Source organism: Desertihabitans aurantiacus, from assembly GCF_003344635.1.
Lineage (GTDB): Bacteria > Actinomycetota > Actinomycetes > Propionibacteriales > Propionibacteriaceae > Desertihabitans > Desertihabitans aurantiacus.
Genome location: NZ_QPKK01000009.1, coordinates 23,736 through 36,733 on the forward strand (window position 1 = coordinate 23,736; position 12,998 = coordinate 36,733).

9 protein-coding genes are annotated in these 12,998 nt (G+C 74.2%); 3 read left to right on the top strand and 6 right to left on the bottom strand.

Annotated features, from left to right (window positions below; genetic code table 11):
- Positions 1-224 precede the first annotated feature (224 nt).
- The 4 genes from DVA66_RS02065 to DVA66_RS02080 are packed head-to-tail and all read right to left on the bottom strand — an operon-like array spanning position 225 to position 4,572.
- Positions 225-1,970, bottom strand: coding sequence for a class I mannose-6-phosphate isomerase (locus tag DVA66_RS02065; protein WP_114558546.1), 1,746 nt, complete (start codon positions 1,968-1,970; stop codon positions 225-227).
- Between the two features lie 2 nt (positions 1,971-1,972).
- Positions 1,973-2,902 carry an ROK family protein gene (locus DVA66_RS02070; protein WP_157973777.1) on the bottom strand — a complete coding sequence of 310 codons (930 nt, stop codon included), beginning with the start codon at positions 2,900-2,902 and terminating at the stop codon, positions 1,973-1,975.
- A 58-nt stretch (positions 2,903-2,960) separates the two neighbouring features.
- Positions 2,961-3,515, bottom strand: coding sequence for a P-loop NTPase family protein (locus DVA66_RS02075; RefSeq protein WP_114558548.1), 555 nt, complete (start codon positions 3,513-3,515; stop codon positions 2,961-2,963).
- 52 nt (positions 3,516-3,567) lie between these two features.
- Positions 3,568-4,572, bottom strand: coding sequence for a LacI family DNA-binding transcriptional regulator (locus DVA66_RS02080; protein WP_198671395.1), 1,005 nt, complete (start codon positions 4,570-4,572; stop codon positions 3,568-3,570).
- Positions 4,573-4,820: 248 nt separating this feature from the next.
- Between DVA66_RS02080 and DVA66_RS02085 the strand changes: the two genes are divergently transcribed.
- From DVA66_RS02085 to DVA66_RS02095, 3 genes are all read left to right on the top strand, one after another.
- A complete protein-coding gene (locus DVA66_RS02085) occupies positions 4,821-8,003 on the top strand; it encodes a glycoside hydrolase family 38 N-terminal domain-containing protein (RefSeq protein ID WP_198671396.1) in 3,183 nt (1,060 codons plus the stop codon).
- A 374-nt stretch (positions 8,004-8,377) separates the two neighbouring features.
- Entirely contained in the window at positions 8,378-9,880 is a 1,503-nt protein-coding gene (locus DVA66_RS02090; protein ID WP_114558549.1) for an alkaline phosphatase family protein, read from the top strand.
- Positions 9,881-10,128: 248 nt separating this feature from the next.
- Positions 10,129-11,301 carry an RtcB family protein gene (locus DVA66_RS02095; protein ID WP_232821698.1) on the top strand — a complete coding sequence of 391 codons (1,173 nt, stop codon included), beginning with the start codon at positions 10,129-10,131 and terminating at the stop codon, positions 11,299-11,301.
- Positions 11,302-11,422: 121 nt separating this feature from the next.
- On the opposite strand, the gene DVA66_RS02100 is transcribed toward DVA66_RS02095, so the two are convergent.
- Positions 11,423-11,728, bottom strand: coding sequence for an EthD domain-containing protein (locus tag DVA66_RS02100; RefSeq protein WP_114558551.1), 306 nt, complete (start codon positions 11,726-11,728; stop codon positions 11,423-11,425).
- A gap of 48 nt (positions 11,729-11,776) precedes the next feature.
- The coding region (locus tag DVA66_RS02105; protein WP_157973778.1) for a dihydrolipoyl dehydrogenase family protein at positions 11,777-12,998 on the bottom strand (1,222 nt) is incomplete at its 5' end.

The following is a 12,998-nucleotide window of genomic DNA, read 5'->3' on the forward strand; positions in this document are numbered from 1 at the left end:
ACCTGTCGATAGCGGCCAGATGTGCCGATATGGGCCATGTCTGGCTTCTATGAACAGTTCTTGGAGGGCGCGATCGCCCTTCGACAGGCTCAGGGCGCTGGGGTCGGGCCGGTCGGCCAGCGGCACCACCAGCCGCGATCGCCGACAGGCTCAGGGCGCTGGGGCGGGTTGGGCGCTGAGCTCGACCACAGCGCGCTGAGCCTGTCGAAGCGCGAGCGCGAGGGTCAGGTGCGTTCGGTGTCGCGGACGGAGGCGCGGAGGGTGCGCCAGGGGCCGGCGCCGGTGCCGCGGATGCGGTAGCGGCCGACGGCGGCGGGGACGATGAAGGTCTCGGCGTAGTGCACCTCGTAGGGGGCGAAGACCCCACCGGGCGACTCCACCACGGCCGCCTCGCCCTGCACCAGGTTGACCACGTGCACGGTGCCGCGGGTGTCGTGCTCGACCGGTGCGGTGAAGGTGTGGCGGCGGGTCTCGATGAACTCCAGCTCGTGCAGACCGGTGCGCTCCTCGCTCCAGCCGTCGCCGGCGTCCACCTCCTCGACCTGCCCGACGAGGTTCTGCCGGGTCCATGCGGTGTCGCGGCGGACGTCGATGTTGGCCAGCCCGTGCTCGAGGTGGATCGGTCGCGGACGCCCGTCCAGCCCGAGGCGTCCCCAGTCCCACAGCTTGAAGGTGAAGATGAACGGGGTCGCCGACACCTCCAGCACCATCGAGCCCGCGCCGGAGCAGTGCACCGTCCCGGCGGGGATGAGGAAGTGGTCGTGCGGACGCGCGGGGAACGTGTTGACCAGCCGGTCGGCGGCCACCTCGCCCCCGGCCTGCCCCTCCTCCAGCGCCGCGCGGACGTCGTCGAGCCCGACCCCCTCGCGCAGCCCCAGGTAGACCTGCGCCCCGGGCTCGGCGTCGAGCAGGTAGTAGGACTCGTCCTGGGTGTAGGGCATCGCGAAGTGCCGCTGGATGTAGTCGGTGGTCGGGTGCACCTGCAGGGAGAGGTTGCCCCCGCCCATGGTGTCGAGGAAGTCGAACCGGATCGGGAACTCCGCGCCGAACCGGGCGAAGGTCCGCTCCCCCAGCAGGTCGCGGGGGTGCCGCAGCACCAGGTCGAGGGCGGGGATCTCGACGTGCTCGCCATCGAGCCCGAGTCGCAGGCTGTTCTCCTCGGGGACGCCGTCGAAGCACCAGGCGTAGTTCTGCCCGCCCGGCGCCGGGTCGAGCCCGCACACCTCCTCCATCCAGGTGCCGCCCCAGGGGCCGGGGTCGAAGAAGGGGACGAGCCGGAACGGACGGGCCGCCGCCTGGGCCAACCCGGCTCGCAGGGTGTCGCCGGTGACCAGCTTCGGGGTGGCGGTGGTGGTGTCGAGGAGGTGGGAGCACCGCTCCAGCAGCGGACGCTTGTGCTCGTCGGCGACCCGCCACTCGACGAAGAACCCGCGCTTGTACTTGCGCAGCACGTCCTCCTCGCCGTTGTCGGCCCGCCAGTTCCCCGCGCCCGCCCGGAACCGCTGCTGGATCTCCCAGCGCGGCAGGTCGGCCAGCACCACCGGCGCGTCGGTGGGCACGACGAGGCTGGCACCCCAGCCCACGACGAGGGTCGGCCGGTCGGTCCGGGCCAGCTGGTGGCGCAGCCGGTCCAGCTCGCCGGGGTGGAAGAAGGCGCCGATCCGACGTCGGCTCAGCACCCCGAACACGCGGTCGTCGGTCAGCTCGTCGGCCAGCAGCTCGTCGAGCTCCTTGGCGCTGAGGGCGGCCTCCTCCTCGACGTCGACGACCAGCAGCGCCGGGTCAGCGGCGGACAGCGCGTCCCGCACGGCGCCCACGTCGACCCCGGGGTAGCAGTCGACGGCGAGCGGGGAGGATGTGGCGCGCGCCAGCTCAGCCAGCCGCGTCCAGACGGCGTCGCCGGTCCAGAGCGGGTGGTCGCCGTCGAGGGCGACGACGGGGTGGCGGTCGTAGTTGCCGTGTCCGGGCACGGTCAGTCCTTCCCGAGGAGGTGGCGGGCGTGGTCGGCCATGCCGAGGGTCGCGGAGGCCCAGACGTCGGGGGCCACCCGCAGGTCGGGTGCGGCGGACGGCTCCCACACCAGTGCTTCGACCCGGCGGCGGAGGTCGTCGAGGACGTGCGGGGCCGCGCTCGCGAGCCCACCGGTGAGCACCACCCGGTCCGGTCCGACGACCGCGCAGGCGTTGGCGATCCCGACCGCCCACCAGCCGACCAGCTCGTCGAGGACGGCCCGTCCGAGCGGGTCGCCGGTGACCGCGCCCTCGACCACCCGGGCGAAGCCGGGGTCGTCGGGGAGGCTCGAGGGCGGGTGGTGCTCGCGCCGCTCGGCCACCACCCGCGGCAGCGCCCAGCCCGAGGCCAGCGCCTCCAGGCAGCCGTGCCGGCCGCAGGTGCAGGCCGGTCCCTCGGGGAGCAGCTGCTGGTGCCCGCCGAGGACCCCGCGGTGCCCGGGCCCGTCGCGCAGCGCGACGCCGCCGACCACCAGCGAGGAGCCGACGCCGGTGCCGAGGGTGAGGGTGAGCAGCACCTCTGCGCCCTGCCCGGCGCCGGCGACGTACTCGCCCCAGCCGGCGGCGCGGGCATCGTTGTCGACCGCCACCGGGACGCCGAGCCAGCCGCCCACCTCACCGGCGAGGTCGCGGTCGACCAGCGAGCCGACCTTGTCGTGCACCGAGCGCATCACCCCGGTGGCGTCGACCACGCCGGGCAGCGCGAGCCCGGCGGCGGCGACCGGCCCGGCCGGGGTGGGGTCGTCCTGCCAGGAGCGGACCAACGCCTCGAGCGCGTCGAGGTCGGCCTCGCCGCCACGGTGGGGCAGCCGGGAGGCGCGCAGCACCCGCAGGCCGTCGAGCTCGGCCACCTTGGTGCTCGACCCACCGATGTCGGCAGCGATGACGGTCACCGGATCTCCGTTCAGGTATCGATACCGCAGGTATACCAGACGGCGTCCCGCACCAGGGTCAGGAGGGGAACGGCTCCCAGGCCGGCACCGGCCGGAGGTCGAGGGCCGCGATGATCCGGTCGGCCGCCTCCTCGGGGGGCGCGGTGCCGGTGTCGATGCGCAGGTCGACCGGAGGCCGCTCGACCTCGACGGCGCTCCGCCGCAGCCGGCGCAGCGTCTCCAGGTCGGTGAGCTTGCCGACCTCGTGCCGGCTCGGCAGCCCGATCCGCCGCTCCTGCTCGGCCGGGTCGAGCACCAGCTCGACGAAGTGGACACGGCCGCCCTCGTCCTCGACGCTGCGGCGGGCCCGCTCGGGGAAGCCCGGCTGGACGGTCACCTCGGGGGCGAAGGTGAAGACCAGCGAGACGTCGGCGGCGGCCGCCCGGGCGAAGGTGGCGAGCCAGAACCGCTCGCGGAGGTCGACGAACGGGGGCGAGCCGAAGGGGAACACCGCGGTCAGCGCGTCCACCACGAGGTGGTTGTGGAAGACGCCGTAGTGCAGCCGGGCGGCCAGCGCGCGGGCCACCGTCAGCTTGCCCGCGGCGGCGACGCCGTGCAGGAAGACCAGATCCATCGCACCGACGCTAGTGCGGCGCCGTCCCGCGCGGCCACCGCATTGTCGAGGCTCAGCGACGATGCAGCGGGTCGCCGTGGTGGACCAGGTGCGTGGCCACCACCTCGTGCTGGGGCGGCAGCTCCTCGCGGCTGCGCAGCCGCTGCAGCAGCAGTGCGGCGGCCCGGCGTCCCACCTCCGCCGGTGCGTAGCTGACCAGCGAGACCGGCATCGCCAGCAGCGGAGCGGTGGCGATGTCGTCGAAGCCGACCACCCGCAGCGGGACGCCGGCCGCGGCGACCCAGCGGCAGGCGGCCAGGGTGTTGCGGTTGTTCGCGGCCAGCACGGCGGTCGGTGGATCGGGTGCGGCCATCAGCCGCCACATCCGCGCGTCGGCCGCGGCGGTCTCGGCCGGCAGGTCGACGAGCAGCTCCTCGGCCACCTCGACGCCGCACTCGGTCTGGCCGGCCAGGAACCCGCGGCGGCGCTCCGCCCCGGGCCAGGACGGGTGCGGCAGCCCGAGGAAGGCGGTGCGGCGGTGCCCCTCGAGGACGAGCTGGCGGCTGGCCTCCCGGGCGCCGCCGAAGTCGTCGACCACCACCGAGTCGACCTCCGGCGAGGAGCCGCGGCTGGTGGCCAGCACCACCGGCAGGTCGTGCAGGCGGGCCCGCGACAGGTGCTCCTGGTCGTCTCCGGCCGGCACCACCACCAGCCCCTCGACGCGCCGGGACGCCAGCCCGTCCACCACGGCCCGCTCCCGGCTGCCGTCCTCGCCGGAGGTGCCGAGGAGCACCTGCAGCCCGTGCTCGGCCGCCACCTCCTCCACGCCGGTGGCGAGCTGGGAGTAGAAGGGGTTGCCCAGGTTGGTGACGACCAGTCCGAGCAGCCCGGTCGCGCTGCCGGCCCGCAACCCCCGCGCCCAGTCGTTGCGCCGGTAGCCCAGGGCGTCCACGGCGGCGAGGACGCGGGCCCGCAGCGCCGGGTCGACGGTCGGCTCGTCGCGCAGGGTGCGCGAGACCGTCATCGGCGAGACGCCGGCGTGCGCGGCGACGTCGCGCATGGTCGGGGGCTGGGTCACCCCGGCATCCTCCCGCCCCGCCCCGGTCTGCGGCCACCCCCTTGCCGGAGCCGGCGCGTTATCGTTACCTTGCTGCTGCACCCGCTTCGACGTGGAAGGAGCAGCGCGATGGGCCGACGGCCGTCCCGTCGGGCGACGCGCCCGTCCTCCGTCCGCGCGCACCCTGCACCCCCGCTGATCCCAGCCCCCTCGCCGGTCGCCGCACGCACCGGCCCCCCGCGCACCCGCTGACCCGGAAGGACCTCACCGTGCCGGACGACAAGGCCCTCATCTCCGCCCGCCCCTGGTCGGGCGACGACGCCCGCGACGGCATGCTGCGCGTCAGCGCGTGCGCCACCCTCACCCTCCCCGAGGGCGAGCTCGCGGTCGTCTGCGAGCCGATGACCCGCCGCGACCACGACGGCACCCGGTGGCGGGCGCTGCGGCTCGACCTGCCGCCGCGGCTGACCACACCCGTCCGCGCCGAGGACGTCCGGCTCGAGGACGTCGGCGGCGACCCCGTGCCCGTCCGCCCGGTGGACGGTCCGGCGGGCAGCCTCCGGCTGCTGGTCCCGTTCAGCACGGAGGAGCGCAAGCTGCGGCTGTCGCTGCCGACCCTCGGCGAGGGCGTCGTCCTCGACGTGGTCACCGACGTCCCGCGGGAGTGGACCATCCACCTGGTGCACCACTCCCACCTCGACATCGGCTACACCGACCCCCAGCCGCGGATCCAGGCCGAGCAGCGGGCCTACCTCGACTCGGTGCTGGAGCTGGCGCGGGCCACCGACGACTGGCCCGAGGAGTCCCGGTTCCGGTGGGCGGTGGAGTCGCTGTGGAGCTTCGCCCAGTGGGCCGAGCTGCGTCCCGAGGCCGACGTCGAGGAGTTCTGCGAGCGGGTGCGGGCCGGGCAGATCGAGCTGACCGCGATGCCGTACAACCTGCACACCGACACCTGCTCCACCGACGAGCTGCACGAGCTGCTGCGCACTGCGCGGGAGGTCCGTGACCGCTTCGGGCTGCCGTTCAGCGCCGCGATGCAGACCGACGTCCCCGGCACCGTGGTCGGGCTGCCGGCCGCGCTCGGCGAGGTCGGTGTGCGCTACCTCGCGGTGGCCCACAACTGGGCCGGCCGCTCGATGCCGCACACCAGCGGCGGGGAGCACCTGCCCCGGTTGTTCCGCTGGACCACCCCGGCCGGCGACACCGTGACGGTGTGGATGACCGACAGCCCGCACGGCCTGGCCTACATGGAGGGCCCGTTCCTCGGCTTCGCCGACCGCTACGAGACCGTCGACCGGCTGCTGCCGTCCTACCTCGCCTCCACCGCGCGTAACGCCTACCCCTACCCGCCGGGTGTCTTCGGCTGGCACGGCGACCCGGTCACCGCCCGCCAGCCCTACCCCTGGGACGTCCTGCACCTGCGCACCCAGGGCTGGATCGGCGACAACGCCCCGGCCCGGCTCACCGCCGCGAGCATCGTCCGGCGCTGGAACGAGACCTGGGAGTGGCCGAAGCTGCGGATGTCGACCAACACCGACTTCTTCACCGACGCCGAGCAGCGCCTGGGCGACCAGCTGGAGACCTTCGAGGGCGACTGGGGCGACTGGTGGGTGGAGGGCGTCGGCTCGGCCGCGCTGCCGCAGGCGCTGGTCCGCGGCGCGCAGGCCCGGGTCACCGACGCCCAGGTGCTCTCCTCGGCCGGGCGCCTGCTCGGCGGGAGCGCCGACGCGGCCGAGCCGGTGCACGCCCGCCGCACCTACGAGTCGATCTCGCTGTTCAACGAGCACACCTGGGGCGCCTCCAACTCCTGGCTGTCCGCCGACGAGGGCGGGAGCTCGGGTGAGCAGCAGTGGCACTGGAAGTCCGCCCACGCGCTGGCCGCCCAGGAGCGCTCGGAGGCCTTCCTCGAGCGGTCGCAGGCGGTGCTCGGGGCGCAGCTGCCGCGGGCCGCCGGGGCGGTCGAGACGGTGTACGCGCTCAACACCCAGACCTGGCCGCAGACGACGACCGTGCGCTTCCTGCTGCGGGAGTCGGTGGTGGCCGACGGCACCGAGGTCGAGGTCCGTGACGCCCGCACCGGCGAGGCGCTGCCCCTCACCAGCGAGCCGCAGACCAATGTCACCCACCGCCAGGCCGGACGCTGGCTGCGGGTCGCGGTGCCGGACGTCCCCGGCGTCGGGATGGTGCGCCTCGACGTCGTCCCGGTCGACCGCCACGCCAGCGACGGCGCCGAGCACAGCATGGACGAGGGCCTGCCCGGGGTGGAGGTCGACCACGACACCGACGCGGCCGTGCTGCCCGACCTGCCGCGCAGCGAGCTGCTCACCCTGACCAACGAGCACCTGCGGGTGCGTTTCGACGAGCGGCGCAGCTGCATCGCCTCGATCGTCGAGCTGGCGACCGGGAGGGAGCTGGTCGACGCCGATGCGGTGGTCGGCTTCAACGGCTACGTCTACGACACCTACACCAGCGCCGGCGGCTTCAACCACCAGTCCAACAAGACCGAGACCGGGCCCTACCTCGAGCTGCTCGGCTCGCGCAGCCTGGCCCGTCCGTGCGCGGTGCTCGAGCGCACCGACGATGGGGTGGAGCAGCGGCTGGTGGTGGAGTTCGCCGCCGACGGGATCTCCCGCGGCCGGACCACCCTGCGGCTGCGCCGCGGCGAGCCGGTGCTGCACATCGAGAACCGGCTGTGGAAGCCGTCGACGATGACCAAGGAGAGCGCGTTCTTCGCCTTCCCGTTCGCCGTCGACTCACCGACGGTGCGCTACGAGGTCAGCGGCGGCGTCACCGGGGACGGGCTGGCGCACGTGCCCGGCGCGCCGCAGCACATGCGCGCGATCCGCGACTGGGTGAGCCTGGACGACGCGGCCGGGTCGGTCGCCTGGGTCAGCCCGGACGCGCCGCTGGTGCACCCGGAGACCATCGCCCTGCCCTACGCCCCGTTCCCCGACTCCACCCGTCCGCGCCAGCCCGGCACGATCTACTCCTGGGTGCACAACAACGTCTGGGACACCAACTTCCCGGTGCAGCAGGGCTTCGACGCCACCTTCCGGTTCGCGGTCGGGGTGGCCGCCGGACGACCGCTGGGCAGCACCGCGCTGGCCGCGGCGACGGCCGCCGCGGTGGTGCACCCGCCGGTGCCGGTGCTGGCCCGCGGTCCGGTGGATGAGGACGCGCCGGCGGTGCGGCAGCTGGTGGACGTCGGCGACCCGCGGGTGAGGCTGGTCAGCGTCTGCGCTGGCGCGGAGGGGGCGCTGCAGCTGCGGCTGCAGTCCTTCGCCGACGAGCCGGTCGAGGTGCGCCTCAGCCTGCCCGGGCAGACGGTGCGCGCCGCCCGGCAGACCACCTACCTCGGCGACGTCCGGGGCGAGCTGGCCGTCGACGGCGGCGGGACCTCGGTCCGGCTGGAGCCGTTCGCGGTGGCCGCGGTCGAGCTGGATCTCCGCTGACGCCAGCCGCGCGCTTCGACAGGCTCAGCGCGCTGTGCGCCGGTCCGCGCTGTGCGCCGGTCCGCGCTGTGTCCCAGTCCGCGCTGTGCCCGGGTCCGCGCTGGGTGACGTCCGCGGGTGTCCGTCCTCTCCGAGCCTGCTGGGGGCGTCGGTGACGCTCGGCAGCGGGACTGAGCACGCCGTGTCTCGACGGTGGCAACCCGGCCGCAGGGGCGGCGCTGAGGAGGTGATCCGCACACGGGCGGGCAGCGCCCGGCGCGACCACGCAGAGTTCAGCCCGCCCGCACCGCCGCGTCACCCGGTGTTCAGCACCGCCGCCCTAGCGTGACGGAGGTCGAGAACCCACCCCCCAGCCTGGAAAGGCGTGCGCAGACATGGCCGAAGAAGCAGACCCGTCGCAGCAGGACCCCACCTTCACCCGCCGCCGGATGCTCGGTGGCGCCGCTGCCGGAGGCGCCGGGATGGCGCTGTCGGTGCTGCCGTCGAGCGTGCAGCGCGCGCTCGCGACGCCGCTGCCGAGCAAGCGGCCCTCGTTGGACGACGTCGAGCACGTTGTGCTGCTGATGCAGGAGAACCGCAGCTTCGACCACTACTTCGGCACCATGTCGGGGGTCATCGGCTACTCCGACCCGAACGCCGTCGAGCTGCCCACCGGGCGGAGCGTCTTCTACCAGCCCACCGACCAGAACGCCGACGGCTACGTGCTGCCGTTCCACCTCGACAGCCGCACCACCTCGGCCCAGGGCATGCCGACCGCCGGCGACTACGCCTGGGACCCGGCCCACATGGCGTGGAACGGCGGGAAGATGGACCAGTGGCTGCCGGCCAGCTACCGCTACTTCGGCGGCGACAAGTCGAACATCCCGCGTCTGATGGGCTACTTCGAGGAGCAGGACATCCCGTTCCACCGGGCCCTGGCCGACGCCTTCACCATCTGCGACCGCTACCACTGCTCCATCCTCGGCTCGACCACGCCGAACCGGGTGATGTGGGAGACCGGCACCGTCGACCCCGACGGCCGGGCCGGCGGTCCGATCCTCACCAACGCGATGGACGAGAACCGGTGGCGCAGCTACGCCGAGGAGCTGACCGACGCCGGCGTGAGCTGGCGCTTCTATCAGGAGCAGGGCGGCATGCGCAGCCAGACCGGCTGGTTCAAAACCTTCCGGGAGGCGCCGGAGTCCTCGCCGCTGCGCCAGAACAGCCGGATGGTCCCGACCGGCCAGTTCGAGTACGACGCGCTGCACGACCGGCTGCCCACGGTGTCCTGGCTGTTCCCCCCGAACGACCAGAACGAGCACCCCAACCAGTCGATGCCGGCAGCCGGCGCCAGCTACATCGCCTCCAAGATCGACGCCATCGCGGCCAACCCCGAGGTGTGGGCCAAGACGGTGTTCCTGCTGGTCTGGGACGAGAACGGGGGGATGTTCGACCACGTCGTCCCCCCGACGCCGCGGCCCGGCACGCCGGAGGAGTTCGTGACCCTGACCTCACCCGGCGGGGTCGACGGCGGAGGACGTCCGCTGGGCGCCGGCTTCCGGGTGCCCTGCATCATCATCTCGCCGTGGACGGCCGGCGGGTGGGTGTGCAGCGAGCCCTTCGACCACACCTCCCACCTGCGCTTCCTGGAGCGGGTGACCGGGGTGCCGTGCCCGACCATCAGCCAGTGGCGCCGCGACACCTTCGGCGACCTGACCTCGGCCTTCCGCTTCGCCGGCCGGGCCGAGCAGCCGCCGGTCATGCCCAGCACCGCCGGCGACCTGAACCGGGCCCGCTACGAGGTGGCCACGCTGCCCGAACCGGCCTACCCCGAGGACCGGCAGACCCCGCCCAAGCAGGCACCGGGCACCCGCCCGAAGACCCCCCGACGCCGCTGACCCGACAGCGCTGGCGCCCTCGTGCGACGGAAGTCGTCGGGGATGCTGCGGACGGCGTCCACCGTCCCGCGCACCCGCCCGAGCAGCCCGGCGCGGGGTGCGCCCGTCCCCTCCAGCGCCATCAGGACGTCCTGGCTGCGTCGTCACCCATGACGCCGAGACTAGGCGGCACGGCAGGGTACGGCGGCGGAAAGCCGTTGCCGCCGCCCCTCCCGGCGGCCACGATGAGCGGCCGGAAGGAGGACGTCGTGCCTGAGCAGATCGCACCCAAGGCCCTGTCGTGGGCGTCGGTGCTGGAGGAGAAGACCCGCGCCCAGGCGGTGCAGACGGCCCGAATGCCTTTCATCCACCCGCACCTGGCGCTGATGCCGGACGCCCACCTCGGCAAGGGCGCCACGGTCGGCTCGGTGATCCCCACCGACCGGGCGATCATCCCGGCTGCGGTCGGGGTCGACATCGGCTGCGGGATGGACGCCGTCCGCACCCAGTGGACCGCCGAGGACCTCACCGGCCGCGACCTGCGGGCGCTGCGGACCGGGATCGAGCGCGCCGTCCCGCTGTCGGCCGGCAAGTACAACCGCCGCCTCACCGACACCGCGGCCGCACGGGTCGAGCAGCTGGAGCGGCTCGCCGCCGAGCACGAGCTCGACCCGGCCCGCTACGCCGCGAACTGGACGCTGCAGCTGGGCAGCCTGGGCTCGGGCAACCACTTCATCGAGGTCTCCCTCGACACCGACGACCGGGTGTGGCTGTTCCTGCACTCCGGCTCGCGTGGGGTGGGCAACAAGATCGCCTCCTCCCACATCGCGGTCGCCCAGGAGCGGTGCCGGCGCGAGCGGGTCGAGCTACCCGACCGCGACCTGGCCTACCTGGTCGAGGGCACCGCCGAGTTCGACGCCTACCTCCGCGAGCTGCGCTGGGCCCAGGAGTTCGCCCGGCTCAACCGTGCCGAGATGATGGACCGCGTCTGCCAGCAGGTCGCCCGGCTGATGGGGGCCGAGGTGGAGGCGGAGCTGGAGGTGTCCTGCCACCACAACTACACCGAGCAGGAAGAGCACTTCGGACGCCGGGTGTGGCTGTCGCGCAAGGGGGCGATCTCGGCGCGGCAGGGTGAGTGGGGGCTGATCCCCGGCTCGATGGGCACCCGCTCCTACGTGGTGCGCGGCAAGGGGAACCGGGACTCGCTGTGCTCGGCACCGCACGGTGCCGGGCGGATGCACTCCCGCTCGGCGGCGCGCAAGCGGTTCACCCAGCAGCAGCTGCGCGAGGCGATGACCGGCATCGAGTACCGCGACACCGACGCCTTCCTCGACGAGCACCCCGGCGCCTACAAGGACATCGACCAGGTGATGGCCGACGCCGCCGACCTGGTCGAGGTGGTTCACGAGCTGCGCCAGGTGGTCAACGTCAAGGGCGACTGAGCCCGACGGCCTCCACCCCGCGATGCGGTACCGATGTCGGTGCACGATCGCGAGGTGGAGGGCGTGCTGGGAGCGGGCGGGGACGCGCCCGGCAGGTGGTCGCGTCCCCGGCCTCGCGGGCTCAGGCCCGTTCGATGTCGGAGAACAGACCGGTGAAGGGGGTGCCGAGCTCGCCGAGCCGGGTGAACAGCTCGCCGGCGACCGGCGTGGTGACGGCGGCCGAGGCCGCGTCGTAGTCGTCGAAGTAGAGGTCGAGGGTGCGGTGCGCCGGGGTGGGCGTGCCGTCCTCCTTGGGCCAGACCCTGGCCGACTCGGTGCGGCGCAGGCCGGGCAGCTGGGTGGCGAGCTCGACCAGCGGCGCGTAGGCCTCCTCGAAGGCCTCGACGTCGGTCGGGTTCTGGAGGATGAGGGTGATCTTGGTGGGCATGGACGGTCCTTTCGTCGGTGGTGCTGGTGGTGGTTTCGCGGCCGCCGGTCAGCGGCCGAGGGTCTCGAGCAGGCGGAGCCACACCTCACTCATCGTCGGGTAGGCGGGGACGGCGTGCCAGAGGCGCTCGACCGGCACCTCCCCGGCGATCGCGATGGTGGCGGCGTGCACGAGCTCGGCGGTGTCGGGCCCGACCGCGGTGAAGCCGACGACGACGCCGCGGTCCTCGTCGAGGACGAGGCCGGCCCGTCCGCGGTAGCCGTCGGCGTGCAGGGCCGCACCGGCGACGGCGCCGAGGTCGTGCTCGACCGCGCGGACGCGCAGGCCCGCGGCCCGGGCGCTGGCGGTGGAGTGGCCGACGGCGACGACCTCGGGGTCGGTGAAGACCACCTGCGGCACGGCCAGCCGGTCGGCGGTCGCGGCGTGCCGGCCCCACGGCCCGTCGTGCACGGGAGCCCCGGTGGCGCGGGCGACGATGACGTCCCCGGCGGCCCGGGCCTGGTACTTGCCCTGGTGGGTGAGCAGGGCACGGGCGTTGGCGTCCCCGGCGGCGTAGAGCCAGCCGTCGCCGACCGGACGGCCGTCGGCGTCCAGCACCCGGAGGGTCTCGTCGACCTGCAGCCAGGAGCCGTCGGCCAGACCGAGCGACGACAGGCCGAGGTCGTCGGTGTTCGGGCGGCGGCCGGTGGCGACGAGGATCTCGTCGGCCCGGACCACCTCGCCGTCGCCGAGGGTGATCGCCACGCCGTCGGTGTCGCGGTGGACCTCGGTGGTCTCGGCGCCGACCAGCACCCGCACACCGGACGCCTGGAGCGTCTCGACGACCTGCGCCGAGGCCCAGGGCTCGACGTTGGGCAGGACGCCGTCGCGGGCGAGGAAGGTGACCTCGGCGCCGAGCGCGCGGTAGGCGCTGGCCATCTCGGTGCCCACGACGCCGCCGCCGAGGACGGCCAGGTGATCCGGCACCCGCTGCGCCGAGACCGCCTCGCGGCTGGTCCACGGCCGGCTCTCGGCCAGACCCGGGATCGGGGGGACGGCGGCCCGGGTGCCGGTCGCGACCACGACGGCGTGCCGGGCGGTGAGCTCGGTGGTGCTGCCGTCGGCGGCGGTCACGGTGACCGTGCGCGGCCCGCTGATCCGGCCGTGGCCGCGGTGCAGGCCGATGCCGGCGCCGCGCAGCCAGGCGACCTGGCCCTCGTCGTCCCAGCCGGAGGCGAACCGGTCGCGGCGTTCGAGCACCGCGGTGGCGTCGAGCGAACCGGTGACGGCG